At 61.2% G+C, this 25,832-nt stretch carries 25 protein-coding genes; 14 read left to right on the top strand and 11 right to left on the bottom strand.

Features of this window, described 5'->3' with window-relative positions:
• Position 1: 1 nt before the first annotated feature.
• The gene (locus R1W00_RS01605) at positions 2 to 271 is read right to left on the bottom strand and encodes a glutaredoxin family protein (protein WP_317260962.1); all 270 of its coding nucleotides are present in this window, start codon (positions 269 to 271) and stop codon (positions 2 to 4) included.
• 274 nt (positions 272 to 545) lie between these two features.
• On the opposite strand from R1W00_RS01605, the gene R1W00_RS01600 reads away from it, so the two are divergent.
• The 4 genes from R1W00_RS01600 (at position 546) to R1W00_RS01585 (ending at position 3,899) form a co-directional block, all read left to right on the top strand.
• Entirely contained in the window at positions 546 to 812 is a 267-nt protein-coding gene (locus R1W00_RS01600) for a hypothetical protein (protein ID WP_317260961.1), read from the top strand.
• Complete coding sequence (locus tag R1W00_RS01595) at positions 812 to 1,582, top strand: hypothetical protein (protein ID WP_317260960.1); 771 nt, start codon at positions 812 to 814, stop codon at positions 1,580 to 1,582. The genes R1W00_RS01600 and R1W00_RS01595 overlap by 1 nt, the downstream gene beginning before the upstream one ends.
• A 189-nt stretch (positions 1,583 to 1,771) precedes the next feature.
• Entirely contained in the window at positions 1,772 to 2,842 is a 1,071-nt protein-coding gene (locus R1W00_RS01590) for a glycosyltransferase family 4 protein (RefSeq protein WP_317260959.1), read from the top strand.
• A gap of 52 nt (positions 2,843 to 2,894) precedes the next feature.
• A complete protein-coding gene (locus R1W00_RS01585; RefSeq protein ID WP_317260958.1) occupies positions 2,895 to 3,899 on the top strand; it encodes an acyltransferase in 1,005 nt (334 codons plus the stop codon).
• Here R1W00_RS01585 and R1W00_RS01580 read toward each other — a convergent pair.
• Positions 3,896 to 4,975 carry a hypothetical protein gene (locus tag R1W00_RS01580; RefSeq protein WP_317260957.1) on the bottom strand — a complete coding sequence of 360 codons (1,080 nt, stop codon included), beginning with the start codon at positions 4,973 to 4,975 and terminating at the stop codon, positions 3,896 to 3,898. The genes R1W00_RS01585 and R1W00_RS01580 overlap by 4 nt on opposite strands.
• A 195-nt stretch (positions 4,976 to 5,170) precedes the next feature.
• On the opposite strand from R1W00_RS01580, the gene R1W00_RS01575 reads away from it, so the two are divergent.
• A complete protein-coding gene (locus R1W00_RS01575; RefSeq protein WP_317260956.1) occupies positions 5,171 to 5,992 on the top strand; it encodes a capsular polysaccharide synthesis protein in 822 nt (273 codons plus the stop codon).
• A 15-nt stretch (positions 5,993 to 6,007) separates the two neighbouring features.
• Here R1W00_RS01575 and R1W00_RS01570 read toward each other — a convergent pair whose 3' ends face one another.
• The 3 genes from R1W00_RS01570 to R1W00_RS01560 are packed head-to-tail and all read right to left on the bottom strand — an operon-like array spanning position 6,008 to position 9,359.
• Complete coding sequence (locus R1W00_RS01570) at positions 6,008 to 7,126, bottom strand: glycosyltransferase (RefSeq protein ID WP_317260955.1); 1,119 nt, start codon at positions 7,124 to 7,126, stop codon at positions 6,008 to 6,010.
• Positions 7,127 to 7,130: 4 nt separating this feature from the next.
• Entirely contained in the window at positions 7,131 to 8,051 is a 921-nt protein-coding gene (locus tag R1W00_RS01565) for a sulfotransferase domain-containing protein (protein WP_317260954.1), read from the bottom strand.
• A complete protein-coding gene (locus tag R1W00_RS01560) occupies positions 8,052 to 9,359 on the bottom strand; it encodes a lipopolysaccharide biosynthesis protein (protein ID WP_317260953.1) in 1,308 nt (435 codons plus the stop codon). It lies immediately after the preceding gene.
• Positions 9,360 to 9,576: 217 nt separating this feature from the next.
• Here R1W00_RS01560 and R1W00_RS01555 point away from each other — a divergent pair, with 217 nt between their 5' ends.
• From R1W00_RS01555 to R1W00_RS01540, 4 genes are all read left to right on the top strand, one after another.
• Complete coding sequence (locus R1W00_RS01555) at positions 9,577 to 10,011, top strand: hypothetical protein (RefSeq protein WP_317260952.1); 435 nt, start codon at positions 9,577 to 9,579, stop codon at positions 10,009 to 10,011.
• Between the two features lie 34 nt (positions 10,012 to 10,045).
• Entirely contained in the window at positions 10,046 to 10,999 is a 954-nt protein-coding gene (dusA, locus tag R1W00_RS01550; protein WP_317261589.1) for a tRNA dihydrouridine(20/20a) synthase DusA, read from the top strand.
• Positions 11,000 to 11,062: 63 nt separating this feature from the next.
• Positions 11,063 to 11,887 carry a sulfite exporter TauE/SafE family protein gene (locus tag R1W00_RS01545; protein WP_303963611.1) on the top strand — a complete coding sequence of 275 codons (825 nt, stop codon included), beginning with the start codon at positions 11,063 to 11,065 and terminating at the stop codon, positions 11,885 to 11,887.
• Positions 11,888 to 11,955: 68 nt separating this feature from the next.
• Positions 11,956 to 12,123, top strand: coding sequence for a hypothetical protein (locus R1W00_RS01540; protein ID WP_317260951.1), 168 nt, complete (start codon positions 11,956 to 11,958; stop codon positions 12,121 to 12,123).
• Here the strand turns inward: R1W00_RS01540 and R1W00_RS01535 are convergent, their stop codons facing one another.
• Genes R1W00_RS01535 through ccmI form a run of 3 tightly spaced genes read right to left on the bottom strand, consistent with a single transcriptional unit; the run spans position 12,124 to position 14,084 of the window.
• Entirely contained in the window at positions 12,124 to 12,372 is a 249-nt protein-coding gene (locus R1W00_RS01535; RefSeq protein WP_317260950.1) for a DUF1289 domain-containing protein, read from the bottom strand.
• Positions 12,373 to 12,849 (bottom strand): Holliday junction resolvase RuvX, encoded by a 477-nt coding sequence (ruvX, locus tag R1W00_RS01530; RefSeq protein WP_317260949.1) that lies wholly within the window; start codon positions 12,847 to 12,849, stop codon positions 12,373 to 12,375.
• Positions 12,846 to 14,084, bottom strand: coding sequence for a c-type cytochrome biogenesis protein CcmI (gene ccmI, locus R1W00_RS01525; protein WP_317260948.1), 1,239 nt, complete (start codon positions 14,082 to 14,084; stop codon positions 12,846 to 12,848). Before ccmI ends, ruvX begins: the two co-directional genes overlap by 4 nt.
• A 189-nt stretch (positions 14,085 to 14,273) precedes the next feature.
• On the opposite strand from ccmI, the gene R1W00_RS01520 reads away from it, so the two are divergent.
• The 3 genes from R1W00_RS01520 to R1W00_RS01510 all read left to right on the top strand — a co-directional run bounded on the left by R1W00_RS01520 (position 14,274) and on the right by R1W00_RS01510 (position 16,702).
• Positions 14,274 to 14,453 (top strand): hypothetical protein, encoded by a 180-nt coding sequence (locus R1W00_RS01520; RefSeq protein WP_317260947.1) that lies wholly within the window; start codon positions 14,274 to 14,276, stop codon positions 14,451 to 14,453.
• A gap of 208 nt (positions 14,454 to 14,661) precedes the next feature.
• Positions 14,662 to 15,264: a superoxide dismutase gene (locus R1W00_RS01515; protein ID WP_317260946.1), complete on the top strand. Its 603-nt coding sequence runs from the start codon at positions 14,662 to 14,664 to the stop codon at positions 15,262 to 15,264.
• Positions 15,265 to 15,511: 247 nt separating this feature from the next.
• Positions 15,512 to 16,702, top strand: a complete 1,191-nt coding sequence (locus R1W00_RS01510) for an acetyl-CoA C-acyltransferase (RefSeq protein WP_317260945.1) — start codon at positions 15,512 to 15,514, stop codon at positions 16,700 to 16,702.
• A gap of 3 nt (positions 16,703 to 16,705) precedes the next feature.
• Here R1W00_RS01510 and R1W00_RS01505 read toward each other — a convergent pair whose 3' ends face one another.
• Positions 16,706 to 17,263, bottom strand: a complete 558-nt coding sequence (locus R1W00_RS01505; protein WP_317260944.1) for a TIGR00730 family Rossman fold protein — start codon at positions 17,261 to 17,263, stop codon at positions 16,706 to 16,708.
• A gap of 97 nt (positions 17,264 to 17,360) precedes the next feature.
• On the opposite strand from R1W00_RS01505, the gene R1W00_RS01500 reads away from it, so the two are divergent.
• Both R1W00_RS01500 and R1W00_RS01495 read left to right on the top strand, forming a co-directional pair.
• The gene (locus R1W00_RS01500; protein ID WP_317260943.1) at positions 17,361 to 18,875 is read left to right on the top strand and encodes a LysM peptidoglycan-binding domain-containing protein; all 1,515 of its coding nucleotides are present in this window, start codon (positions 17,361 to 17,363) and stop codon (positions 18,873 to 18,875) included.
• 89 nt (positions 18,876 to 18,964) lie between these two features.
• The gene (locus tag R1W00_RS01495) at positions 18,965 to 20,794 is read left to right on the top strand and encodes an ABC transporter ATP-binding protein/permease (RefSeq protein WP_317260942.1); all 1,830 of its coding nucleotides are present in this window, start codon (positions 18,965 to 18,967) and stop codon (positions 20,792 to 20,794) included.
• An 85-nt stretch (positions 20,795 to 20,879) separates the two neighbouring features.
• Here the strand turns inward: R1W00_RS01495 and R1W00_RS01490 are convergent, their stop codons facing one another.
• Both R1W00_RS01490 and R1W00_RS01485 read right to left on the bottom strand, forming a co-directional pair.
• Positions 20,880 to 24,476, bottom strand: coding sequence for an efflux RND transporter permease subunit (locus R1W00_RS01490; protein ID WP_317260941.1), 3,597 nt, complete (start codon positions 24,474 to 24,476; stop codon positions 20,880 to 20,882).
• The gene (locus R1W00_RS01485) at positions 24,473 to 25,708 is read right to left on the bottom strand and encodes an efflux RND transporter periplasmic adaptor subunit (protein ID WP_317260940.1); all 1,236 of its coding nucleotides are present in this window, start codon (positions 25,706 to 25,708) and stop codon (positions 24,473 to 24,475) included. Before R1W00_RS01485 ends, R1W00_RS01490 begins: the two co-directional genes overlap by 4 nt.
• Positions 25,709 to 25,832 lie beyond the last annotated feature (124 nt).

Raw genomic sequence — 25,832 nt, 5'->3', positions numbered from 1 at the left:
CTTATCGGTTCCAGAGACGTTTGGATTTCGGCTTGGTGGCCTTGAGGTGCTTTTTGAGGTCGGTAAAGCCGCCGATTTTTTCCCCATCGACAAAGATCAGAGGCGTTGTCGCGATGCGGTGTTTGTCTTTGAACGCATCGGTTTCGCGTCGTGTGCGCAGGACGTGTTCTTCGATTTCAAAGTTCTTTTGACGCAGCAAATCGCGTGCGGCTGTTCCGTAGCCACAAGTGTAATTCGGTAGCTCCATCCGATAGAGAACGGCCTTTGGCATGTGATCAACTCCGTTTGTGTCAGACGGATGTTGGCGCTTGATCTGCGATGCGCAAGGCGGTGCTGGTCACGTTGGCGTTAACCCCACCGGAGTGACGCCTCTTACATTTCTCGCTGTTTCAGGCCGGTGTGCGTCGGAAGCCGCGCCGCGTCTTTTTGTGGTTTGCTCTGCACCATTTTTGACGGGGTCACGGAGCACCGTTCGCAGCTCTAACATTCTATTGAAATTCAAAAAGTAATTTTGCGCGGCAAACCAAGCCATGATGGAGTTTCCAATGATCGATCCTTTTAACAATCGCGCCACATCACTTTCGGGACCGGCCCGCGACATTCTGCCTGTCACCCCGAGCGACACGACCGACCTGTCTGCTGTCGCAGTTGCTCTTTATGTGGAAACCGGCGGCACGGTGAGCTTTGTCGCGGCGTCTGGGGACACCCGTACCGTCACGGTCGGCGATTTTTATATTTTGCCCGTCGGCGCACGCCGCGTTCTGGCAACGGGGACGACTGCGAGCGGGATCCACGCACTTATGGTGAACTGATGCTGGGATTTGCGATCAACACGACAACACGTGCGGTGCGACAGGGGATCCCGAAGATGTCCCTTGGTGCACTCGCTCCGCAAGCCTGGTTCGATCCCTCGGATGCCACAACGCTCTTTTCCGACACGGCGATGAGCGTTGCGGTGACGGCCGATGGCCAACAGGTTGCCGCCATGCTGGACAAGAGCGGTAGCGGCAATCACCTGTTGCAGGACACGGCTGCGGCGCGCCCGATCTATCGGACGGACGGCGTTTCAAGCTGGCTTGAATTCGACGGCGCGGACGACATGTTCACGCTCGCCTCGCGCTTTGGTCTTGCGGCTAATCCTGCCCTCACGGCTTGCGTAGCCCTTCGGGCGAGCGCCGAGAGCAGCATTGACACGGTCTGGCACATCGGCGGTAGCAGTGGGATCCTCGAAGGCGCGGGGGGGACAAGTGGCCTTTCGTGGCGCTATGGGGGCGGCAACAAGCTCTATTCCGCCTTGGGTGTCGATACGACCGCTGTGCTGTCGTGGCGCCGGGAGGCCCTGAGTACCTATGGGGAAGGGGAGTTGCGCAAGAACGGCTTTGGGATGACGGCGCAGAGTACCGCGAATTCGAACGGCACGCCGACCAACACCGAGGCGTTCTTTTCCCTCATGTCTGCGTCCGGCAACAATTACTTTTCTGGCCGTCTCTATGGCTTTGCCCTTTTCGACCGGAGCTTGACGGACCCCGAAATCGCTCAGGTCGAGAGCTACCTGACGCAAAAGGCTGGGGGCGTGTCTTAACGGCGTCCGCGAAAACAAGGCCTGATTGTCGGTGGCCCGCGCCATGCACGTCTAGGCAATAAGGGCAGTGCGAAAAGCCTGCCCTTGTTTTTCATGCATCTGAAATTGAAGGCCTGAGTGCTTGCCGTTCCAGGGGCACATGATTACACCTAAGATCGTTACCGAGTGACAGCTGAGGCAAAAGTAACGATGCGGGCATTGCACATTTGCGAAACCATCAAGGGTGGCGTCGCAACGTACCTCACGACCTTTGATGCTCTTTGTCATGATCAGGTCGAAAGCCGTTTCATCGTCCCGCAAGAGCACGTCGATCAATTGCCGGTAGATGATGCCGCTGTGATACCCTATGCGCGCAGCAAACGCGGGCCTCGGGCGGTGTTGAACCTTGCGAAAACCGCGCAACGTGCGGTGCGTGACTTTGAGCCGGATATCCTGTTCTTTCACTCGACATTTTCGCTCGGCGCGCTGCTTGCGCTTCGGGCGCGCCGCGTTCCCGGAGCCTTTGTCTATATTCCCCACGGCTGGGCGAGGTTGCGCTATACCGAAGCCCCCAAAAAGGCGCGCATCGTTTCGGCGGTGGAGGGTCGGCTGGCCGGTTCCGCCGATCTCGTGTTGAACATATCGAAAAACGATCAGGCGCTTGCCAAAGCCCTTTCCTATCGCGGTCGTCATATCGTGGTCGAGAATGCTTTGCAGGACCTCAAGACCCTACCAGAGGATTCCCCGTTCGAGCACGTGCCCGGACGCATCAACCTGCTGTTTGTCGGCCGGTTCGACAGACAGAAAGGTCTCGACATTCTGCTCGAGGCCTTCCCGCGCGCCGCCGAGACAAACCCAGCGCTCCATCTCCATGTGGTCGGGGCAAGCGTCCTCGGAGAGGGGAAGGGCGCGGCGAGCAACCATCCGTCCATAACCTTTCATGACTGGGTGCCCCCGAACCGTATTTCCGACTATCACGCCGGCGCCGACATGCTGGTGATGCCGTCGCGTTGGGAAGGTCTGCCGATGGTCCTGATCGAGGCGCTGCGGGCAGGGACGCCGGTGATGGCCTCCGATACCAGCGGGCTTGGCGAATTGATCTCGCCGGGCAACGCGGGGATTGCGGTGGCACCAGATGTCGAGAGCTTTGCACAGGCCCTCGCATCTCTTACCCCCCAGAAACTTGCCGCTATGCGCGCTCCGGCCCGTACGCTCTACGAAACCCGCTATGGAGCGGAACGGTTTCGCCAAGAAACGCTGACGGCACTAGAAGACCTGTAAATTCCTCCCGCTCCTGCCAAGTGGCAATCTGAGCTGACAAAAGGACAAGCCCGTGATCACTGAAGAGCGACCGATGGTCGAACGCCAGACCTTGTTCTCTATCCAGTTTCTACGTGGGGTCGCGGCGGCTCTGGTGTTGGTTGAGCACCTGCGGATCGAAACGGGCCTCGCTCCCTATGGGGCGGTCGGGGTCGATATCTTCTTTGCGATCTCGGGGTTTATCATTTTCTTTGTCACGCGCGAAGACCGAAGCAATTTCTATCTCAAACGGATCATCCGTATTGTTCCGCTCTACTGGCTTGCGACCTTCGCCATTGCTGCTGTGGCCGTCGCCAAGCCCAGCCTGTTGAACAATGCCAGTTTCAGTATCAGCCACTTGATACAGTCGCTTTTCTTTGTGCCCCATTTCACCCAAGCACAGGAGCTACGCCCGTTGCTTGCGTTGGGCTGGACGTTGAACTTTGAGATAATGTTCTATCTGCTTTTCGGTCTTGGCATGGTCATCAACCACAAACGACGTTTCGAAATCACGTCGGTCCTGTTGATCATACTATGGGCGGTAACCAACCTCTTGCCGCTGACGCCGCAAGATGGCCTTGCGTTCTATCGCAGCCCGATCATGTTTGAATTCATCTTCGGCATGGCTATCGCGCGTTTCTGGCCCGTAGGAAAACGCGCCTCGGTGCCGAATACGTTGGTGATGCTCGGGCTTGGGATTGCGGCATTTCTTGCCATCACGATCTGGCGGCCAACGGGGGTGCGGGTTGTCGACAATGGCATTCCCGCGGCGCTTATCTTTATGCTGTTCCTATGGTCAGAGCCGCTGTTTTCCAAAACTGGCCTGTTGCGCCGCGCCAGTGTGTTTGGCGGGGAAATCTCCTACGCGCTCTATCTCACGCATATCTATTTCCTCGCCGCTTTTGCGCGGGTTCTGCATCTTGAAGGTGTCACCCTATGGATTGTGTGCCTCTTGGCAATTCCGGCTATCGCTTGGGCGGTCTACCGCGTGGTGGAGGCCCCCATGACGCATTGGTTGCGCCGCCGTCTGCTTGGCTAGCTCTCAGCCTTCGTCGGGAACTGCACCGCGCCCTGAGACGCCAACGTCGGGCGAATGTCCGTGGATTTGGAATTCCACGTCACTCTCCACCGATGGCGCGCGAAATATTCGACCAACGGGATCGCCGCGAAGGGCAGGGTGCTCGACAAATGGCGGATATAAGACCCGAGGTCAGGTTCAAAGAACGTCAGAACGATCACATGAGCAAGCAGCAAAGAGGCGGCATTCTTGCCCACCCGACTGCCATGGCGCAGCCCGTAGAAGATCGCAAAGAAATAGAGTGCGACGTTCAGCTGTAGGAACGCCTCTCGGATGCCGGGGTCAACGACAAAGGCCAGATTGAGACGCACAAGCGCATAGACGTAATTGACCGTGAACGACCACGCGCCATCGATCGGCAGCAGGTTCGCGAAGGCCGTACGGGCCCCGATCGCCCCGGCGGTATTCAGGCGGTAGTAGTTGACGATATCTCGCGGTTCCTGAAGCGTTTGCAGAACCGAAAGGGGCGTGTTCATGAGGACCAGGAGAAGGACAAGAAACAACAGAACGCGCAGGTGAAGGCGTAATTTCCGGATGGCGAGAACGAACAGAAAGAAGAAGAGGATCAGGAAATAATAGGATCGGAACAAGCTGCCATAGCTGAGATAAATTAGCCCGATCGACGCGATCAGAAAAACGCCCTTGGGAAAACGTGTGAGGGCCCATGCCGCCGCAATGACGAAGGGGGCAAGAAGCAGGTCTTTGTGAAAGTTGGAGATGGTCAGGATCGAGGGCGCCAAAGCGAGGAACACCATGACCAAGCCATGCACATTCGTCTGAAGTCGCCGAAGGCTGAAAAAGATAAACCACGCTCCCAGACCAAGGATAAAGACCTGCCGCAGCGCATCTGGAATGATCGCATAGACCAAAGCGGTCGCGCCATAGCCGCCCGCACCGAATTCGCCCGCTTCGGCTAGGCGTGCGACGGCGTTCGCATCATTGCCGCCGGTCGCCGTAAAGGCAGATTGCAGCCCCATAGCGATCACGATGAAATTGAAAACCGCAAGAAAACGCAACAACGTCGCCTGACGCATCATGTTTTGGTCTCCTCGCGCGATCATAACTGAACTGCGTCGAATTATAAGGTGCCGCCTATGGGATGTCACCCCTGCCTGCCCGTCGTGCGGAATGAGAAAAATGTGGAAGGTGCGAGGTGGATGTGACACTTGTGGAGGGACCGTCGCACCGCGGTGATCCGAGCCCAATTTTTTAATTCGCCACTGCACACCGATATGCCACAGCCGAATATCCTCGCGAACCTTTTCCCCTATCTCAAACGCGTGCCGGTCTTGCGCCGCCTGTTTGAGGTCGACCCGATTGCACCGCGCGATCCCGAGGCACTGCCACGGGTGATCTACATGTTCTGGGACACGGGGTTGGAAACCGCGCCAGACCTGGTGCGTTTCTGTGTTGAAAGCTGGCAACGGCTCAACCCCGGTTGGACGGTCACCGTGCTGGATGGAGAAGCCGCGCGCGCCATCGTCGATCGTGCCGATTTGCCCGCCTCGATGTCGATTCAGGCCTATTCCGACCTGTTGCGGATCACGCTGCTGGCCGAGCGGGGCGGCGTCTGGGCCGATGCGACTGCGTTGTGTCTGCGCCCGCTCGATGACTGGCTTGCCCCGGTTTTCGTGCAGGCGGATTTCTTCGCCTTCTACCGGCCGGGGCGCGACCGGATTATGTCCAATTGGTTCATGGCAGCGACGCAGGGGGCGCCGCTTGCCACCTCCATGCGCGACTTTTACCTGTATTTCTGGAAACGTCCGGTGATCGGCAGAAAACCCTATTTCTGTTTCCATTATCTTTTCGAATATTTGGTGCGGATCAGTCCCTCGCTGCGCCGTCAATGGCAGGCCGTGCCGAGGATCAGCGCCGAACCACAGCACCTTCTGCAGGATTGGCATACACAGGGGGCACGCGATCCGGCGCCGCTGGCCCAGATACGTCAAAGCCACGTGCAGAAGCTGTCCTACAAGATCGGTTTGACGGTGGAAGATCTGCGGGCGCTACTTGCCACACTTGATACGCAATCAACGGCAAAGCTGCTCGACTGAAGCCGCTGATTGAATTCAGAGCATTGTGTTCAACACCGTGTCAAAGCCGCGCGCATAGGCGCCCAGCCCGTAGCGTTCGACCGCGTGCGCACGCAGGACTTCGGCAGGGATTGCCAGCGCCGGCCAGTCGCCGCGCGCCGCCGCCTCGACCGTGGCGACGAAACGCTCTGGGGCCTCGACCGGGATCGGATCCCACAGCCCCTCGACCACATCGGGAACGGACCCAAGCGCGGTGACGATGGCCGGTTTGCCCATGGCGAGCGCTTCGAGCAGAACCAGTGGAAAGGCCTCGCCATAGGCGGACCCCATCAGGAGCACATCGATCGTGTCGTAGAGCCGCGCCATATCACGCTGGGCATCAAGCGCGATCACCGCGTCTTCTAGACCTCGGGCCGAGACGAGCGCGGCAAATTCCGGGTTTTGCAGGCTGACCCCACGCCCCGCTGCGACGAGGCGCGCGCTGGGGTTGGCGCGGCGGGCCGCTGCAAAGGCATCCAGCACCAAGGGCCAGTTCTTCTGCGGGTTGAACCGACCGAAACAACCAAAGACCTGCGTCTCGGGACCTATGCCGAGGTCCTGCCGCATGTCGGCGCGCCGGGTCGGATCGGCGGCAAAGGTTTCCAACGAAATGCCGTTCGCCAGCTCATGCGCGCGCGTGCCCGGATAGCCAAGCGTGTCTTCGTGAAAGCGCCGTGACGCCTCGCCGCTGTAGAGCAGCGAGACGCGCTGCGAACGGGCGATCCGCGCCAGCGCCTTCTGCGCCATGCGCTCGGCCCGTTTGGCTTCGGCTGACAGGTCGGTGTTATGCAGATAGGCCAGCACCGGAATGCCGCGCGGCACCAGAAACGGCGCCAAAACGGCGGCATGATACATCCAGGCCACCACGGCGGCGGGCTTTTGGGACGCAATGTGGCGGCGGATCGGCAGGATGTCGCGGGCGATCTGCCCGTAAGAGGTGGAGGGGCGGACTTCGGACTGGGCGGCAATCGGGTCGATCATGCGCGGGTCGCTGTCGGCAAACAGGACCAGCGCCTTGTGCCGGTGCATGGTCTCGGCCGAGTTCAGGTAGTCGAGCAAAAGCTGCTCTGCCCCGCCCTGAACCATGCGCGGAATGATGTGAAGAATATCTGCCATGCGCCTATTTTCCCGAGGTCCAGTGCTGCGGGTGAAAGTCGAATTCCTCGGCCAGCACGGTCTGCATCCCTGCAAAGCGGGCATTCAGGGTTTCCTTGCACCACGCGCTCATGGGCTCCGGTTTTTCCTGTCCGGCGGCAAGGCGGTCTTGGATGCGCACCTTCAGCTTTTCGCGGAAACGACCCGGAAGCAGCGGTTTCACAATGGATTTCAGCCCATTACGGCTGTGTAGAATTTTCATCACCGCCCGTTTGAGGGGGCTGTCGAGCACCACAGTGACATTAGAGCGCTCCTTGGTCGGAAGCACCTCCGGCGCCTCGATGCCGAGAAACGCGCAAATCCGGTCAATGCCATCTTTGGGGTTGGCGATGAAGTCTTCGAATTCGAGGATCAACAGATGCCCCGCCTTGAGCTGGGTCTTCCAGCGCCGCAAATGTTGGGGGTAATCGGAATAATGCATGTGGCGCAACGTCGGCCAGAACCGGTCCCGTGCCCCCTCGAGTTCCTGCGCCAGCGCGGCATCCAATGTTTCGGCGGGTTCGAAATAGATGCTGCGGCAATAGGAATAGCCGGAAAACGCCCGCTTGGCTGGGTCGCGCAACAGGATGATCGCCTTTACCTCGGGGTTTCGGGCGACCAGAATTTCAGGGCTGGTCTCGTCGGTGAAATAGGCAACGGTGGCCTCGCCCGTCAGAGCGCCGACAGGGGCCGCGCGAAAGCAGGCGGAATAAAGATCGTCAAGGCGGTCGGGGGTGAATGGGACGCTGCCGGGGTTTTCCTGCTCGTAGTCGTGCCGCATGAGAAAGCCCGGCTCTTTCGGGACAGAAAACCCAATTCCGGGAATTTCAGCAAGGATATCTGCAACGGCCGTCGTACCGGCCTTCATGGCACCAGGAATAACAAAATCTGGTCTGTTTACTTGCATTTACTTTCTCACGATGGACAAGACGGACGGGTCAATTTTCAACTTTGAGCGCGCCCAGACAATGATGGCGGCATTCACTATTAGGATCCCGAGTGCCTCGCCGATAGCAGCCCCCTCAATACTCCAGAAATATCCACCGAGCAACACGAGCACGAGGCCGCTGCCTTGGCCAATTGCCGAAAGAAAGACCAATTGTCTGGCATGGCCGGTCATCATCATCACGTTGCCCGAGGCGCCCGCTAGGCTATTGAGCATATTGCCAAAAGCGAGGATGATCAGAACCAGTCCACCATCGCTGTAGGCGGGGTTGAAGATCCCCAAAAGCTGCCCCGAGAGGCCAAGAACGATCAGGAAACCCACCGCGGTTCCTGCCGAGGCCACAAGGGCGATGTGGGTGCAGATGCGCTGTACCTCTTGCGTGCCGCTCTTGCTCCATGCGCGGGCGATCTGTGGCGCGCCGATCATGTTCATCGCCAGCAGCGGCAGGCTGAGCAGGGCGGCGGTGCGCTGTGCGGCAAAGAACAGCCCGCTGTCGCTATAGGACAGCACCGCCCCCACCACCACGACCCCAAGAGGTTGCAGCAGGTTCGAGGCAAGCGCCGCCACGGCCAACCAACGCGCATCCCAGATCAGGCCGCGCGGTGTGGTTTGCTCCGTGATTTGGGTTTTCGAACTTGTGTCGCCCTTTGGCGGCAACAAACGGCGTCCGGCAAGGATCTGGACGGCCAGCGACAGTAACAGAAGGACAATCGACAGCGTCGCTGCCAACGCCAGACTTGGCGAGGTGCCCAGTGCCGCAAGCCCTGCAACAGTGCCGATCAACAATATTCGCCAGAGCATGTCACGCGGAACAAGGGCGATATTCACGGCGCCAAGCGCGCGGAAGACGGATGCAAGAAACTCGGCAAGCGCCAGAGCCGCGCCAAAACCGATCGCGAGCAGGATCATTTTGCCCCAACCCGCGCTGCCCAGCACATAAGCCGCAAGCGCGACAAGCATGCCGATGGCCCCAACAACCAAAAGGGCAAGCGCCTGTCCTCGCAGCGCGGTGGCCAGAAATACCCGCCGCGCGCCGCTGGAACCGCTGTCGCCCTCAAGGGCGGGCAAACGTCGCAAAATTTCCGAATTCAATCCGGCGAGCATCACATAGCTCAGAAACGTTCCCGCCGAAAAAGCCGAGGCATATTGCCCATAGTCATCGGCCCCAAGCCAGCGCGCCAGAACCACGAACATCAAATAAGAGAGCCCGGCCGCGGACAATTTTACGGCCATGGCGGCAATTCCGCTACGTATCAGGTTCGTTGACATGGCTCTTAATTCAGAAGTTGGTCGGCATCGGGCTAATTAACTCAAACACAACTCACAAGGCTGCGCCCCTGCCGCAAACGCCAACCTATTGTCCGAACGCACGTTCTCGCAGACGGATGCTGCGTGTCAAGCCGAACCGCCCCCCTGTTTCGGATGCCAGAGCGACGGACGGAAAACACATGCACTGAAAGGTGTGCGAAGTGTTGCAAGAGGAACCATGATCATGGTGTCCTTCCTTGAAAACGTGATGCTTTACAGGCAAAAAGGCGGCTTGACTGCGCGCTGTGCCGTGCATCACACGGACTTCACACCAAGACATACAGAAATGTACGCCTACAGCGTCGGGAGAGCGCGAATGAATGACCTCCAATTGAGTGTTTTGCCGGAAATCGGTGATCGCAAAGCGATTCTCGCGTTCGCAAGCAGTTTCCACGGGTACAGCTACTGGGGGTCCGCTGCAGCGTGCGCCGAAGCTGCCAAGGCAAAGTCGCGAAAAACCTTAGTGGACTTGCGCACCGAGCTATTCTTCTCATATCGGACGTCAAACCACTTGGGCACAGACGATTACATAGGAAGGTACGCACAGTTGTATCCCTACTGTGTCGCGATGCCGGAAGCGGAGAAAAGCAGTGACGCAGACGACCAACACTAAACTTCAATTCAACGCCCGCCTGAGCGTGGCGCCGATGATGGATTGGACCGACCGTCATTGCCGGTACTTCCATCGCCTGATGTCGACGCAGGCCTTGTTGTTCACCGAAATGGTGACTGCGCCTGCGCTGGTGCGGGGTGGGGCGGTGCATTTGTTGGACTATGACGCCGCCGAACATCCGGTGGCGGTACAGCTTGGCGGGTCCGATCCTGCGGAACTGGCGGCGGCGACGGCGATCTGTGTCGATCACGGCTATGATGAGGTGAACCTGAACGTCGGCTGCCCGTCGGACCGTGTGCAATCGGGCAGCTTTGGGGCCGTGTTGATGAAGACGCCCGAATTGGTCGCAGAGTGCTGTGCCGAGATGCAGGCGAAATCACCCGTCGAGGTCACGGTAAAATGCCGGATCGGCGTCGATGATCAGGTGCCCGAAGACGTTTTGCCCGCGTTCCTGAGCACCATTCGCGCCGCCGGAGTGCGCCGCGTGACGATCCATGCGCGCAAGGCGTGGCTTCAGGGGCTCAGCCCCAAGGAAAACCGCGATATTCCGCCGCTGGACTATGATCTGGTGCACGCGATGAAGCGTGAGTTTTCCGATCTGCATATCTCGATCAACGGCGGGATCGACACGTTGGACGCAGGTCTGCCGCATCTGGAAAACGGTCTGGACGGCGTCATGTACGGGCGCGCGGCCTATCATCAGCCGGCCGATATCCTTTTGGACGCTGATCGGCGCGTCTATGGCCATGATCACCGCGTCACACGGCGGCAGGTGCTGGACGGCATGCGCCCCTATATCGCGGATCACCTGCAAAACGGCGGGCGGTTGCATTCAATCACGCGCCATATGCTCGGCCTGTTCGCGGGACAGCCAGGCGCGCGGGGATGGCGGCGCACCCTGTCCGAGGGCGCCCATGCCAAAGGCGCGGGCCTAGAGGTTCTGGACGCGGCCATGGCGCATATTGCGCCAGAGGTGCTGGATTTCTGATCCGCTTGGCGCTATGTGCGCCAAAGGACGCGCCCCGCAACGGGGGCCAGAGGAGGAAAGACCATGGATGATCCCGCACTGTTGCTGACGCTTGTACCGCTCTTGTTGGTGATCGGGGCGGTCGCCGGTGTTCTGGCGGGCCTCTTGGGTGTGGGGGGCGGTATCGTCCTTGTGCCTGCGTTTTTCTATACGTTCACGGCGCTGGGCTTTGGTGGGCCTTTCGTGATGCAGATCTGTCTGGCGACCTCGCTGGCGACGATCATCGTGACCTCGATGCGCTCGGTTCTCAGCCACAACCGCAAGGGCGCGGTGGATTGGGACGTTTTACGCGGCTGGGCACCGGGTATCGTGATTGGCGCGGTGGTCGGTGTTCTGGTCGCCTCGAACCTGCGGTCCGTTGTTTTGCAAGGGATTTTCGGGTTCCTTGGCGTGTTCATCGGTCTCTATCTGGCCTTTGGTAAGGCAAGCTGGCGTTTGGCCGACGATATGCCCGTTGGCCCCGTGCGCGCTGTTCTGTCGGGGATGATCGGGTTTTTGTCGGTGCTGATGGGGATCGGGGGCGGCTCGTTCGCGGTGCCGACCATGACCCTCTATGGCCGTCCGATCCACAAGGCGGTGGCGACTGCGGCGGGCTTTGGCGTGTTGATCGCGCTGCCCTCTGTCATCGCGTTCCTGTTCGTGCCGATCCCGTCGGAATTCCGCCCGCCCTTTACCGTAGGCGCGGTGAACCTGCCCGCATTTTTGATCGTGATCTGCATGACCTTGATGACTGCCCCCTTGGGCGCGCGTTTGGCCCATGCGATGGACCCCAAACCGTTGAAACGGTTCTTTGCGTTCTTCATCATCGTGGTCGCGCTGAACATGCTGCGCAAAGTTTTCCTGACCTAAGCCAATCTTTTTTCGACGGAAAACGCGGGCCCCTGCGTTTGACCCTGTAACCAAAGGGAACAGGGACAATGAAACAGATCATCTTGGCCGTTTTGATCGGGATCGGATTTCACGTTTATGAGCCGGGGCCGCACGCCCTGTGCTGTGACACGGCAGAGCAAACCGCAAAGGCCGATCAGGTCTGCATCAGCACGCCGGACGGCGACGCCTGTGTGCCGTGGCAGGGACAGGCGTAATTACGCGGCGGGTTTGCGGCGTTTCAACCGTGCCTCACGACCGCCACGACGAACCTTGTGCTGGTCTTCGCGGGCGGGCAGGGCGGCCATGATATCGGCGCGTTCGCCATTGGTCATCTTGGACCACGCGGTGATTTCGTCGATGCTGCGCAAACATCCGGTGCACAGGCGGCTTTCGGGATGGATCACACAGATATTGATGCAGGGCGATTGGATTTCATCGCGCCGCCACACGGGTGTATCGGACATTCAGACCCCTCCCAGATGGCGCAGCCGGTCCAGCGCGCCCTGTAGGATAAAACCGGCCGCCACATGGTCGATCACCTCGGACCGGCGACGGCGGGACGTGTCGGCCTCGAGCAGCGCGCGTTCGGCGGCCACGGTCGACAGGCGTTCGTCCCAAAACGTAATGGGCACCTCGGTCAGGCGCGACAGGTTTCGCGCAAAGGCACGGGTCGATTGGGCGCGCGGCCCCTCAGACCCATCCATGTTGCGCGGCAGGCCAAGGATAATTCCCCCGACCTCACGCTCGGCCACCAGTTCCAACAGACGCGCCGCATCGACGCCGAATTTCTTACGCTTGACGGTCTCAAGCGGGCTTGCCACGCCGCGCATCCGGTCGGACACGGCAACGCCAATGGTCACGGTCCCAAGGTCCAGCCCCATCAGCGCGCTGAACGCTGGTGTTTCCGGCGCAAACTCGGCCAGATCTTCGAAGACGCTCATTCAGACAACCCCGCGCTTGTCCCCGCCGACCGGATCAGCGACAGGCTGGCCGCGTCCTCGGCAAAGACATTCAACGCCTCAGCATAGATCGCCTGCGCGCGCTCACTCTCGCCCAAAGTCGACAGGGCACCGATCAATTGCGCCCATTCCTGCGCGCTACCGCCCTCGGACGCCAGACGGTCGTTCAACTGCTCGACCATGTTGCGGATGAACGCCTGACGGTCCTCGGCGCTCATGTCTCCGGCGGCCTCAATCGCGGCGGCGTCGGGACCACGCAGGGCGGGTGTCTGCGCCACCAAGGCGGGCAGTTCATAGTTCACACCGGCGCGGAACGCCAATTCCGGCAGACCCTGACGGATCGCGGGGATCCACGGGGCGTTGGGCGTGGATTCTTCAAGCAATCCGCGCCACGTCTGAAACGCCAGATCAAACCGCCCGACCTGCGCCTGCAACAGACCCATGTAATAGCGCGCCACGCCATTGCGCGGCTGGCGCTCGAGCGCGGCGTTCAACGCGGCCTCGGCCTCGGGCGAGATATAGCCACCAGCGGCCAAAATCATCATATCGGCCAGATCGGCAAAATCGCTGGGCGTGGCCTCGTCGCCCTTGATGGCGATCAGACGCGACTGGGCCGCATAGGCGTCTTTGAAATTGCCCATCGCCGCCTCGTTGCGCGCCAACAGGGCCAGACCTTGGGGATCATTCGGGCGCTCGGCCACAACGCGGCGCAGCTGCTCCAGCAAGGTCAGGAATTCCTCGGACGCCTCGGGGGCGGGGGTGCCAACCGGCAATTGCTCTTCGGCCTCGGCCTGTGTGGGGCGGGTCGCGCGCACCTCATCTGCGGCGGCAATCCGCGCCGACAGGGGCATGTCGGGATAACCCGGCGCGCCATAGCGCGCGTAAATGGCCACACTGCCGCCGACCACAATCGCGGCACAGATCACAACGCCCACAATCGTGCCGGTGCGCGATCCGCGCCCAGTCTCAACGCGTTCGGACGCGGCGCGGTCGGCCTCCAGAATACGGCGCGAGATTTCCAGACGCGTGCGTTCAGCGTCCTCCTCGCTCAGAATACCGCGCGCCAGATCCTTTTCGACCTCGGACAACTGATCCTTGTAGACACGGATGTCATATTGGGCGTTGTCCTCGGCAATGGCCTGTCCCTTTCGCAGGGCCAGAACAAAAACCAAGGTCACCAAAACCGCCAAGGCACAGGCAATCAGCCAGAAAATCATGCGCGCTTCCTCTGTTTGTCCAACAGGGTGTAATCGCTCTCGCCCCCATTAAAAAGACCGAACTGCAAGGGGGCTGCATCGTGTCGCGCCTGTGACGCGATTTTGATCCCGAATGACACAATGGGGAACTCTTTTCCCAGACAGGCGTTGATCCAGCGAACACAGTTTAACGAATGACAGGAGGCCCCAATGGCCGATTCCACCAACACCGCTTCGACCTCGTCCACCACCTTCCTCGCCTTTATCCTCGGCGCGGTCGTGCTTGCACTTGGCATTTTTGCCTATCTCTATTTCGGCGGTGACGTGCCGGCGCAGGACGAACCGGATATCACAATCGAACTGCCCGATCTGCCCCGCGACAACGGGTAATGCGCTCTTGGGCCACGCCTCTTCATCTTGGCCCAAATACTCAATCCCACGTCTCCGCCCCCGCACAGGGGCGGGGCGACTGCCCGACCTGCGCATCACAGCACACTCGCCGCGCATCAACGGTTTCCGGCGCAAAATCCCTTGACGCCAAGGGCTGCGCAGACCAGTTATTCACCAGAAACGAATTTGAAATGAACAGGGGGCCCCAATGGCTTTTGAACTTCCCGACCTTCCCTACGCCCACGACGCTCTGGCCGATCTCGGCATGTCGCAAGAGACGCTGGAATACCACCACGACCTGCACCACAAGGCCTATGTGGACAACGGCAACAAACTGATCGCTGGCACCGAGTGGGAAGGCAAGTCGCTGGAAGACATCGTCAAAGGCACCTACCAAGCCGGCGCAGTCGCCCAGAACGGCATCTTCAACAACGCGTCCCAGCACTGGAACCACATGCAGTTCTGGGAAATGATGGGCCCGGGCGGCGACGCCATGCCCGGTGAGCTGGAAAAAGCCATCACCGAAAGCTTTGGCTCGGTCGACGCCTTCAAAGAAGAATTCGCCGCCGCTGGCGCAGGTCAGTTCGGCTCGGGCTGGTGCTGGCTTGTCAAAGACACCGATGGCGGCCTGAAAGTCACCAAAACCGAAAACGGCGTGAACCCGCTGTGCTTTGGTCAAACCGCGCTGCTGGGCTGTGACGTGTGGGAACACTCCTACTACATCGATTTCCGCAACAAGCGTCCCGCCTACCTGACCAACTTCCTTGAGAAACTGGTCAACTGGGAAAACGTTGCATCGCGTCTGGGCTAAACCCCCGCCGCATCGACGGAATTGAACAGGACCGCCCCGTTTGCACGGGGCGGTTTTCTTTTGCCCTGCGGGCAAGTTTGAGTATTTGGACCAAGATGAAGCTTCACCTTGTTTAAATACTCAAAATCCGACGCTTGGTTCTGCGCGGCGTTTGGGGGCGTGACGTAGCGTTCCGCCTTTCCCATCTCTGTTGTGATTGCGGCGGGGCGGCGTAAGCTGACCTCGCGACACTGCAGGGGAGGACAGGATGAGCGCAGAGGATCCAATCGTAATTGTCGGCATGGCACGCACGCCTATGGGCGGGTTTCAGGGGGCGCTGTCCGGGGTGAATGCCTCCGACCTTGGGGCGGCGTCGATTTCGGCGGCGTTATCGCGGGCGGGTGTGTCAGGCGATGATGTCGAAGAGGTCGTGTTCGGCTGTGTCCTGCCGGCAGGGCAGGGGCAGGCACCGGCGCGGCAGGCGACCTTGGGCGCGGGGTTGCCTTTGTCCTCGGGGGCGAGCACCGTAAACAAGATGTGCGGCTCGGGCATGAAGGCCGCGATGTTTGCACACGATCTGTTGTTAGCGGGCAGTGCGCGTGTCGCCGTTGCAGGTGGGATGGAGAGCATGACCAATGCGCCCTATCTGTTGCCCAAGATGCGCGGCGGTGCGCGGTTGGGTCATGGGCAGGTGATTGATCATATGTTCTTGGACGGGCTTGAGGACGCCTATGACAAGGGCCGCCTGATGGGCACCTTTGCCGAGGATTGCGCGGGTACTTATAACTTTAGCCGCGAGGCGCAGGATGACTATGCGTTGCGATCCTTGGCCCGCGCGCAGGAGGCCATTGCGAACGGGTCTTTCGCCGGTGAGATCACTCCGGTCACCGTAAAATCCCGCAAGGGCGATCAGGTGGTGGATACGGATGAACAACCCGGTGCCGCGCGGCCCGACAAGATCCCGCAGTTGAAGCCGGCGTTTCGCGCGGACGGCACAGTGACGGCGGCGAACTCATCGTCGATTTCGGACGGGGCGGCGGCCTTGGTCATGATGCGCCTGTCCGAGGCTGAGGCGCGCGGCCTGACCCCGCTGGCCAAGATCACCGGTCATGCGACCCATGCGCAGGCGCCTGCACTGTTCACCACCGCGCCGGTGGGCGCGATGCAGAAACTGGCGGATAAAACCGGCTGGCACCTGAAGGACGTCGATCTGTTCGAGATCAACGAGGCCTTTGCCGTTGTCCCCATGGCCGCGATGCATGATCTGGACCTGCCTGCGGATAAGGTGAACATCCACGGCGGGGCCTGTGCGCTTGGTCATCCCATCGGGGCGTCGGGCGCGCGGATCATGGTGACCCTGCTGGCCGCCATGGCGCAGAACGACCTGCGTCGGGGCATGGCGTCGCTCTGCATCGGCGGGGGCGAGGCCACCGCGATCGCGCTGGAGCGGATGACCTGAGGCTTAGGACAGCGCCGTTGACAGCTGGGCGATCAGATCGTCCGGCGTGTCGGCGGTGGTGATGAAATCGCGCATGCTGGCCTCGGCAAAGCCTTGGGCGATGTAGTGATCGATCAGCTCGATCAGCGGGGTCCAGTAGCCAGCGGTGTTCAGCAGGATGATCGGCTTGTCATGCAGGTCCAGCTGACGCCATGTCAGGACCTCGAAAAACTCGTCCAGCGTCCCCGCGCCACCGGGCAGGACCACGATCGCGTCCGAATTCATATACATGACCTTTTTACGCTCATGCATGTTTTCGGTGATGACAAAGGTGGACAGGTCGCGCTTGCCGACCTCGCGCTGAAACAGGTGGACGGGGATGACCCCGAAGGTATTGCCGCCCGCATCTTGGGCCGTGCGCGCCACGCGCCCCATCAGGCCGACATCGCCCGCGCCATAGACCAGACGCCAGCCATTTTGCGCTATCAGGCGGCCGGTTTCTTCGGCCATTTGCCCATATTCGGGGCGTACACCGTCGCGCGAGCCACAAAAGACACAGATTGAACGGGAATAATCAGCCATGGTGCACCTTGGTCCTGTGGTTCTGGACCCGTGATAGCCGTGTTGATATTGTCCCGCAAGCGCGGCCGGAAGGCGGTCTGCGCAGGGGGACGAAAGAATGGAAACTGGTGACAAAAACGCACCGAAATCCCGCGTGATTGGCTACGCGGTTGCAATTATTGTGCTGCTGTTTGGCGGGCTGTTCGCACTGCGCGGGCCGCTGAACGAGGCAGGGGACCAAGAAGAGGTCGTCAAGGCGCCCGTCGAGACACCGACCGAAACAACGGCTGTGGCTGAGGCCGAAGCGACACCCGCGCCCGCAGAGGCCGAGGTGGCAGAGGTCCAAGAACCGGTTGTGGAAGAGCCGGTTGCCGAGGCCATCGCCGAGGTTGAAGAAGCGGTTGAGACCGCCGTTGAAGAGGTCGCAGAGGCGGCTGAAACCGCTGCCGAAGAGGTTGCCGAAACCGCAGCCGAGGCCGTTGCCGAGGTGATCGTGCCCGCATTTGATGTGGTGCGTGTAGACGCCGAGGGGCAGGCGATTGTCGCAGGCACCGCCGCGCCCGATAGCACGGTTGAGGTCTTGCTGGATGGTGAGGTTTTTGCTTCAACCAAATCCGACGCGCAGGGCAAATTTGCCGCGCTGTTCGACGTGCCGACCTCGGACGCTGCGCGTGTTGTGACCCTCAGCGTCGATGGCGATGAGCCGATCCAGAGCGCGGCCAATGTGATCCTTGCCCCGTCGCAGCCTGTTGTCGCGCCGACCTTGGCCGAGACCGCGACCGACACCGCCGATGCCGTTGAAACCACGGTGGAAACAGCCGTGGCCGATGCTGCTGAAACGGTCGAAGAGACCGCCGAGGCCGCTACGGATGTGGTCGCAAGCACGGTTGAAGGCATCGCCTCTGAGGCCGCGGAAGGTGCGGACGCTGTGGCCGAGGCCGCCGGTGATGTTGTGGCCGCCCTGACAGAGACCGCCGAAGCCGCCGGAGACGTCGTTGCCGCACTGAACACGCCGAGCGATGAGGCCCAACCGGCCACCGACACGACCGAGGCTGCCGTGGCTGAACCGGCCGCACCGACCGTGTTGTTGGCGGATGAGGACGGGGTCAAGGTTCTGCAAACCGGTGGCGACACCCCGACCGAGGTCAGCGTCGGCGCAATCACCTATGGGGCCGATGGCGCGGTGAACCTGTCGGGCACGGGCGTGCCGGGCAATTTCGTGCGCCTCTATCTGGACAACGGCTTGATCGCGACGGTCCCCGTTTCGGAAAACGGCACGTGGGAGCTCAGCAGCGATGCGATCGCGGCGGGCACCTACACCCTGCGCGCAGATGAGGTCGACGCGAACGGCACCGTCGTGTCGCGGTTCGAAACCCCGTTCAAGCGTGAGGCCGCCGCCGATCTGATCGCTGCCGCACCGGCACCGGCCGAGGATGCCGCCGATGCCCCCGCCGCCACACAGGTCAGCGCCGTCACGGTTCAACCGGGCTTTACCCTGTGGGGGATCGCGCGCGAGAGCTATGGCGACGGTATGCTGTTCGTCAAAGTCTATGAGGCGAACAAGTCCCTGATCCGCGATCCCGACCTGATCTATCCCGGTCAGGTGTTCGAGGTTCCCGCGCTGGACCAGTAACCCACACACATCGGCCATCCCCGCCGGGGGTGGCCTTTCCCCGTGGCGCGCCTTAGGGTCGCGCCACTTTGTTTTTGGACGGATAGCCCATGTCGCCGAACCACCGCAGCGCAGCCGAAATCGCGAAAATCGAACGGGCTCAGGCCTGGCGCACCATCCTGCGGGTTGGGCCGTACCTGTGGCCGCGTGACAATCGCGGGGTCAAGGTGCGGGTCGTGGCGGCCCTGGCTCTGTTGGTCGTGGCCAAGGTGATTTCGGTCGGCATGCCGTTTCTCTATAAGGCCGCCGTCGACACCTTGTCGGGCGAGGGCTCGGCGGATGCCGCATGGACCATGGGCGTGGGCGCGGTCGGTCTGACGGTGGCCTATGGCATGGCGCGGATCATGAACGTCGGCTTTCAGGAGCTGCGCGACGTGGTCTTTGCGCGCGTGGCGCAACGGGCGCTGCGGATGCTAGCGCTGGAGACGTTTCAGCACATCCACCGCCTGTCGATGCGGTTTCACATCACGCGCAAAACCGGTGGCCTGTCCCGCATCATTGAACGCGGGGTCAAGGGCGTCGCGTTCCTGTTGCGGTTTATGCTGTTTTCGATTGGCCCGCTGGCACTGGAACTGCTGTTGGTCGCGGTGATCTTTTACACGGTGTTTGACGCGCGCTATCTGGCCGTGGTGGTTCTGACGATCTGGGCCTATGTGCAGTTCACGTTCAAGGTCACCGAATGGCGCGTCCGCATCCGCCGCCAGATGAACGATCAGGACACCGACGCCAACCAAAAGGCCATCGACAGCCTGCTGAACTTTGAAACGGTCAAATATTTCGGGGCCGAAGCGCGTGAGGCACGGCGCTATGACGCCGCGATGGAAGGCTATGAAGAGGCCGCGATCAAGACCTCTTATTCGCTGGCCATGCTGAACTTTGGCCAGACGTTTTTGATCACGGCAGGCCTAGTCGCGGTGATGGTGATGGCGGCGATGGGCGTGCGCGACGGGGCCCTGACGGTCGGGGATTTCGTCATGGTCAACGCCTACATGATCCAGATCACCATGCCGCTGAACTTTCTCGGGACGGTCTACCGCGAAATCCGCCAGTCGCTTGTCGATATGGGCGAGATGTTCGAACTGCTCGAACAACCGGCCGAAGTGAATGATAAACCGAACGCCCCCGCGTTGAACGTCACGGGCGGGACGGTCGAACTGCGCGATGTGGTGTTTGGCTATGACGACGTGCGCCCGATCCTGCAGGGCGTGTCGCTTACGGTGCCTGCGGGTAAAACCGTCGCGCTGGTCGGGCCGTCGGGGTCGGGGAAATCGACCATCGGGCGGCTGCTGTTCCGGTTCTATGACGTGAACGCGGGGCAGGTTCTGATCGACGGGCAGGACGTGCGCGATGTCACACAGGACAGCCTGCATTCCGCCATCGGGGTGGTGCCGCAGGACACGGTCCTGTTCAACGACACGATCTATTACAACATCGCCTACGGCAATCCCGAGGCCACCCGCGCTCAGGTCGAGGCGGCGGCGCGTGCGGCGAAAATCCACGACTTTATCGCCTCGCTGCCCGATGGTTATGAGACAACCGTGGGCGAACGCGGCCTGAAACTGTCCGGTGGCGAGAAACAGCGCGTCGGCATCGCCCGCACCCTGCTCAAGAACCCGCCGATCCTCTTGCTGGATGAGGCGACCAGTGCGCTGGACAGCGAGACCGAGGCGTCCATCCAGACCGAGCTACAGGCAATGGGACAGGGCCGCACGGTGGTCTCGATCGCGCACCGCCTGTCAACGATTGTGGACGCAGATGAAATCATCGTCCTGCAAGACGGTCAGGTGGCCGAACACGGCACGCATGCCGACCTCTTGCGCCGTGGCGGGCGCTATGCCGCCCTGTGGCAGCGCCAGCAGTCGGATCAGGACGCGGCCTGACACCGGCGCGCCAAACCCACTGAAACAACAAAGGGCCCGGAAATCCGGGCCCTTTTCAATTGGGTTATGGGCGAAACGCGCGGGTCTATTCCGCCGCCTGCAGATCGCCGCTCGGGCCTGCCTTGCGCGGGGCCTCGGCGACCTCGGGGGCAGGGCGGTTCGACGGGGTTTCGAAATCCCTGAGCTCGGTCCACAGGACATCGGGTACGTTGGTCTTGCGCGCCGCACGCGACAGGGCCATGTCGCCCGCCGCCGCACTTGCCGTGCCGCCCAGCGTGGCCGACACACGACGCCACACGGCGCGCCAGATGATCCCCCACCAGACCCGCAGCGCCAACAGAGACGGCGTAAACACCAGCGTCAGAATCGTCGCGATCCCAAGGCCGAACACCACCGCCGTGGCCAGCTGTTTCCACCACAGGGCGGTCGGGCTGTCGATGCTATAGCCGCCGTTGATAAAGTCAAAGCTCAGCCCGTACATCATTGACGCCAGACCGGCCATCGTCGTGACCGTGGTCAACAGAACGGGGCGGATACGCTGTTCTGCGGTGCGTACAATCGCCTCGATGCGGGGCATATAGGCGCTGAATTCCTGATAGGTGTCGATCAGAACGATGTTGTTGTTCACCACGATCCCTGCCAGCGCGACAATCCCCGTGCCGGTCATGATGATCGAGAACGACTGACCCATGACCATCATCCCGATCAACACGCCCGTGGTCGACAGAACCACCGCGATCAGCACCAGAATTGAGTTATAGATGCTGTTGAACTGTGCCAGCAGGATGATGAACATCAACCCCAGCGCGCCAAGGAAGGCCTGACCCAGAAACGCGCCGCTTTCTTCCTGATCTTCCTGATCGCCGGTCCATTCCCATGTGATCCCCGCAGGCAACTCCGCCTCGGTGTTCAGCCATTGTGTCAGCGTCGCGATCCGTTCGTTCGGGTTGATGGGCGTGCCGTCCTCGGTCGTCAGACCGGGGTCCACGGCGGCCTTGACGTCAAAATAGCGTTTCTGGTCGATCCGGCTGATCCGGCCCAGTTTCGCGACCGGTTCGCGCGTGACAAAGTTCGACAGCGGCACCAGACCATCGCCGGTTCGGACCTTGAGCGTGTCCAGCGTCGACAGGACGCGGTCATCTTCGGGCAGGCGCACGCGGATTTCGATTTCCTCGTCCGAGCTGGGCACCCGCATCGTATCAAGCAGCAACCCGCGCGTCACAAGCTGAACCATGCCGCCCACGGCGGTCACGTCCGCGCCGTACCGGCCCGCCTGTTCCACATCCACGTCCAATTGCCAATCGATCCCCGGCAGGGGCAGGGTGTCCTCGATATCGGCAAGGGCGGTCGTGCCTTCAAACTTGGTGCGCACCATCGCAGTCGCCTGCAATAGGTCGTCCCAATTGTCGCCCTTCAGGCGCAGGTGCACCGGTTTCGCGGACGCAGGCCCGCGCGACAGTTCCAAGATCTCGGTCTTGATCCCCGGCAGGTCCTGTAGGCTGGCCTCAATTTCATCCAGCACGACGTTGCCATCCAACGCGGGGTCGTCCTTGCGGTCCTCCCACGGGGTCAGTTCCATCTGGATCTGGCCGATGGTGTCCAAGGGCGGTTGCGCCCCACCGGTGTTGTTGTTCAGCCCGCCATTGCCCGCAAAGGCAAAGGCGCTCTCGATGCCCGGATGTTGCAGCACCCGTTCTTCGACCCGCATGACAAGGGCGTCTTGCTGGTCCAGCGACAGGTTCCCGCGCGCACGGACATAGACGATGGCCTGTTCCGGTTCGCTTTCGACAAAGAATTCGACGGGTGTCTGGCTTTTGCCAAAGGCGATGAACACGCTGATCACAAAGCCGATCACCACTGCAATCGTCACAACCGGCATCACAGGGTTGCCCGCGATCATGTGGATAAACCGCCCGAACAAGGTCCGGCGATAGCCCGCGCGGATACGCTTTTCCCGACGCGGCGGGGTGGCGGCGGTCAGGGTCAGCGACGATAGGGCGGCGCCCACACAGAACAGGATGACACCGGGCAATGCGGCCAAGGGGCCCGCGCCCACGGGGGCAGGGCCGCCCGACAGATAGGCGGGGTTCAGCGTCATCAGCGCGCCAAGGAACGCGATGTACAGGGTCACCGGCACCATCGCCACGCGCGCCCACAACGGCAGGCCCATCAGATGCGCCGCGCCATGGTCGATCAAGCGTGAGAAACGACCGGATACACCGCCCAGAACCGGCAGATAGATCAGCGCGACGATCAGGGACGCGCCCAGAACAAAGATGATGGTGACGGGCAGCATGCCCATGAATTCCCCCGGCACACCGGGCCAGAACAGCATCGGCAGGAAGGCGCACAGCGTCGTCGCGGTCGAACTGACCACCGGCCAGAACATGCGCTTGGCGGCCTCGGTAAAGGCGGCCATGGGGCCTGCGCCCTCATCAATGCGGCGGTCGGCGTATTCCACGACCACAATCGCGCCATCGACCAACATCCCCACGGCCAAGATCAGGCCGAACATCACGATGTTGGAAATCGACACGCCCATGATCCCGAGCAGAACAAAGCACAGCAGGAACGAGGTCGGGATCGCAAACCCCACCAACAGCGCCGAGCGCGTCCCGAGAAACGCCAGCACCACGATCATCACCAGTGCAATCGCCGTCAGGACCGAGCCCTCCAGCTGTTGCACCATGGATTTGATGGTCTTGGACTGGTCCAGAGAGGTGCCAAGGGTGACGGCGTTCTTCATCTCTTCGGGCCATGTCTGGCGCGCCGCCTCGACCTCTTCGCGGACAAGGGCGACGGTGTCGATGATGTTGAACCCTTTGCGTTTGACGACCTGTAGGGCCACGGTGGATTCGCCGTTGAAACGGGCGGTGCCGGTGCGGTCCTCGAACGTCAGACGGATTTCGGCCAGATCGCCCATGGTGACCACGCGGTCGCCGTTGGTTTTGACGGGCAGGTTATAAACGTCCTGCGGGTCATCAAAGGACGAGGGGATTTTGACCGCAAAGGCACCGCCCTGCGTCTCGACCTCACCTGCCGCGATCAACTGGTTGTTTTGCGTTACGGCCCCGATCAGTTCGGCGGCGGTGACGTTATAGGCCTCAAGGCGCAAGGGGTCGATCAGCACCTCAAGCATCTCGTCGCGGTGACCGGCGAGACCCGCCTCAAGCACCGGCTCCAGCCCCTCAAGGCGGTCCTGCAGGTCCTTGGCATAGCGCAGCAGCGTGCGTTCCGGCACGGCACCGGTCATGTTGACGATGACGATGGGAAATTCGCTAAAGTTCACCTCGTTGACGGTGTAATCCTCGGCCCCCTCGGGGAAAAGACCCTCGGCGGTGTTCATGGAATCGCGCACATCAGCCAGGATTTTGGTCTTGTCCCAGCCGAATTCGAACTCCAGCGCGACACCGGCATAGCCCTCTTCGGCGGTGCCGGACATGGATTTCAGCCCGTCGAGATCGGCCAGTTCGGTCTCCATCGGCTTAACCAACAGCTTTTCCGCGTCCTCGGCGGAAATACCGGGGAAGGGGACCGAGACGAAAATCGCGGGGATTTCGATGTCAGGCTCGCCCTCTTTGGGCAGGCCCGCATAGGACAATGCCCCCGCCAATAGCGAGAGCACCACAAAGGCCAGAACCATTCGGGCGTGTTTGGCCGCCCAGTCGATGATGCCCGTCATTGACCAAGACCCTCATAGCTGGGGGCGACGGGGATGCCGTCGGTGACGTATTCCTGACCGACGATGATTACATCGGCCTGTTCCGGCAATCCGGTCAGCCAGACGCCCTCAACCGTGTCCCGCAGCAGGTTCACCGGTGTGAACATCGCCATGTTCTGATCGTCGATATAGCGCACACCGATCCGACCACTGTCATCCAGCGTCAGGGCCGATTGCGGCAGCAGGTGCCCTTGGGTCCCGCCCGAGGACAGCACCATTTCAACCGTCTGACCATCGCGCACGCTTAGGTCGGGGTTGGGGATTTCGACCTCGACACGGAAGGTGCGGGTCGCCTCATCGGCGCTGCGCGACAGGAAGGTGACTTCGCCCGCGACCTGTTTGCCGGTGGCCAGATGCGCGTCGGCCATGGCGTTCAGGGTCAGCTTGTCCATCTCGGTTTCCGGCACGAACCCGACCAGTTTGATCGGGTCCAGCTGGATCACGGTGGCGCAGGGCGATCCGGCCTGCAACAGCGCGCCCAACTCGGCGCTGTCGGTTTCAAGGACACCCGCAAAGGGGGCCTTGATTGAAAGGTGTTCAATTTCTTTTTCCGCCACGGCGACGGCGGCCTCGGCGGCGCGAATGCCGCTTTGGGCGGCCTCAAGACCGGCGCGGGCGGTTTCGACGGCGGCCTCGGCAGAGGACACGGCGGCGGCGGTCGCGGCCACGCGGGTTTGCGAGGCGTATCCGTCTGCCTGCAACGACACGGCGGCGCGGTCGTTGATCTGGGCCTCACTCAGGGCCGATTGCGCCTCGATCACACGGGCACGCGCCTCGGGCAGGCGGGCCTGTGCCTCAATCAAGGTCGCCTCGGCCTGTGCAAGGGCGGCGCCGCGCGTGCCGAGGTTCAGTTCGCACATGACCTGACCGGCCTCAACGAACGTCCCCTTGCGCAGCGGGTCCGATGCAACGGTGCCGGTGGTTTCGGCAAGGACGGTTACCTGACGGGCGGCCTCGGTCCGGCCACGGACGCGGACGATTTCGGGTACCATCGTCGCGGTCGATTTGATCGCGATCACGGGGACGCGCACAACGTCATCAGCGGCAGGCGCGCCATCACCGGACGCGACGGTTTCCTCGGTCGCGGTGTCGGGGGATGCCCCCACGAATTCCATGACGGCGTCGCGTTTAATGACAACAAGAAACAGAGCCGTGCCAACGACGCCGGCGGTGATAAAGGGTGTGATGCGCATCCGGTCCTCAAATTCTGCCGGCAGAAGAAAATTGGTCGTTCAGTTGATACTAGAGTAATTTCCTAAACTGACTAGTTCAGAATAGGCATTCTGCATCTGCATTTCAAGGTGTTGCTTGTCCTGT

The organism is Rhodovulum sp. FJ3 (genome assembly GCF_032918305.1).
Lineage (GTDB): Bacteria > Pseudomonadota > Alphaproteobacteria > Rhodobacterales > Rhodobacteraceae > SAT37.
The sequence above is the reverse complement of the archived record's forward strand: the minus strand, read 5'-3'. Positions and strand labels throughout refer to the sequence as shown.

Bases quoted from the DNA above. Each gene is read 5' to 3' on its own strand.
- R1W00_RS01515 (WP_317260946.1), top strand. From the start codon at position 14,662: ATGGCTTTTGAACTTCCCGACCTTCCCTACGCCCACGACGCTCTGGCC.
- R1W00_RS01575 (WP_317260956.1), top strand. From the start codon at position 5,171: ATGCCACAGCCGAATATCCTCGCGAACCTTTTCCCCTATCTCAAACGC.
- R1W00_RS01500 (WP_317260943.1), top strand. From the start codon at position 17,361: ATGGAAACTGGTGACAAAAACGCACCGAAATCCCGCGTGATTGGCTAC.
- R1W00_RS01555 (WP_317260952.1), top strand. From the start codon at position 9,577: ATGATCATGGTGTCCTTCCTTGAAAACGTGATGCTTTACAGGCAAAAA.
- R1W00_RS01520 (WP_317260947.1), top strand. From the start codon at position 14,274: ATGGCCGATTCCACCAACACCGCTTCGACCTCGTCCACCACCTTCCTC.
- R1W00_RS01605 (WP_317260962.1), bottom strand. From the start codon at position 271: ATGCCAAAGGCCGTTCTCTATCGGATGGAGCTACCGAATTACACTTGT.
- R1W00_RS01590 (WP_317260959.1), top strand. From the start codon at position 1,772: ATGCGGGCATTGCACATTTGCGAAACCATCAAGGGTGGCGTCGCAACG.
- R1W00_RS01490 (WP_317260941.1), bottom strand. From the start codon at position 24,476: ATGACGGGCATCATCGACTGGGCGGCCAAACACGCCCGAATGGTTCTG.
- R1W00_RS01580 (WP_317260957.1), bottom strand. From the start codon at position 4,975: ATGATGCGTCAGGCGACGTTGTTGCGTTTTCTTGCGGTTTTCAATTTC.
- R1W00_RS01600 (WP_317260961.1), top strand. From the start codon at position 546: ATGATCGATCCTTTTAACAATCGCGCCACATCACTTTCGGGACCGGCC.
- R1W00_RS01510 (WP_317260945.1), top strand. From the start codon at position 15,512: ATGAGCGCAGAGGATCCAATCGTAATTGTCGGCATGGCACGCACGCCT.
- R1W00_RS01595 (WP_317260960.1), top strand. From the start codon at position 812: ATGCTGGGATTTGCGATCAACACGACAACACGTGCGGTGCGACAGGGG.
- R1W00_RS01505 (WP_317260944.1), bottom strand. From the start codon at position 17,263: ATGGCTGATTATTCCCGTTCAATCTGTGTCTTTTGTGGCTCGCGCGAC.
- R1W00_RS01545 (WP_303963611.1), top strand. From the start codon at position 11,063: ATGGATGATCCCGCACTGTTGCTGACGCTTGTACCGCTCTTGTTGGTG.
- R1W00_RS01495 (WP_317260942.1), top strand. From the start codon at position 18,965: ATGTCGCCGAACCACCGCAGCGCAGCCGAAATCGCGAAAATCGAACGG.
- dusA (WP_317261589.1), top strand. From the start codon at position 10,046: ATGATGGATTGGACCGACCGTCATTGCCGGTACTTCCATCGCCTGATG.
- R1W00_RS01560 (WP_317260953.1), bottom strand. From the start codon at position 9,359: ATGTCAACGAACCTGATACGTAGCGGAATTGCCGCCATGGCCGTAAAA.
- R1W00_RS01485 (WP_317260940.1), bottom strand. From the start codon at position 25,708: ATGCGCATCACACCCTTTATCACCGCCGGCGTCGTTGGCACGGCTCTG.
- ruvX (WP_317260949.1), bottom strand. From the start codon at position 12,849: ATGAGCGTCTTCGAAGATCTGGCCGAGTTTGCGCCGGAAACACCAGCG.
- R1W00_RS01540 (WP_317260951.1), top strand. From the start codon at position 11,956: ATGAAACAGATCATCTTGGCCGTTTTGATCGGGATCGGATTTCACGTT.
- R1W00_RS01535 (WP_317260950.1), bottom strand. From the start codon at position 12,372: ATGTCCGATACACCCGTGTGGCGGCGCGATGAAATCCAATCGCCCTGC.
- R1W00_RS01570 (WP_317260955.1), bottom strand. From the start codon at position 7,126: ATGGCAGATATTCTTCACATCATTCCGCGCATGGTTCAGGGCGGGGCA.
- ccmI (WP_317260948.1), bottom strand. From the start codon at position 14,084: ATGATTTTCTGGCTGATTGCCTGTGCCTTGGCGGTTTTGGTGACCTTG.
- R1W00_RS01565 (WP_317260954.1), bottom strand. From the start codon at position 8,051: ATGCAAGTAAACAGACCAGATTTTGTTATTCCTGGTGCCATGAAGGCC.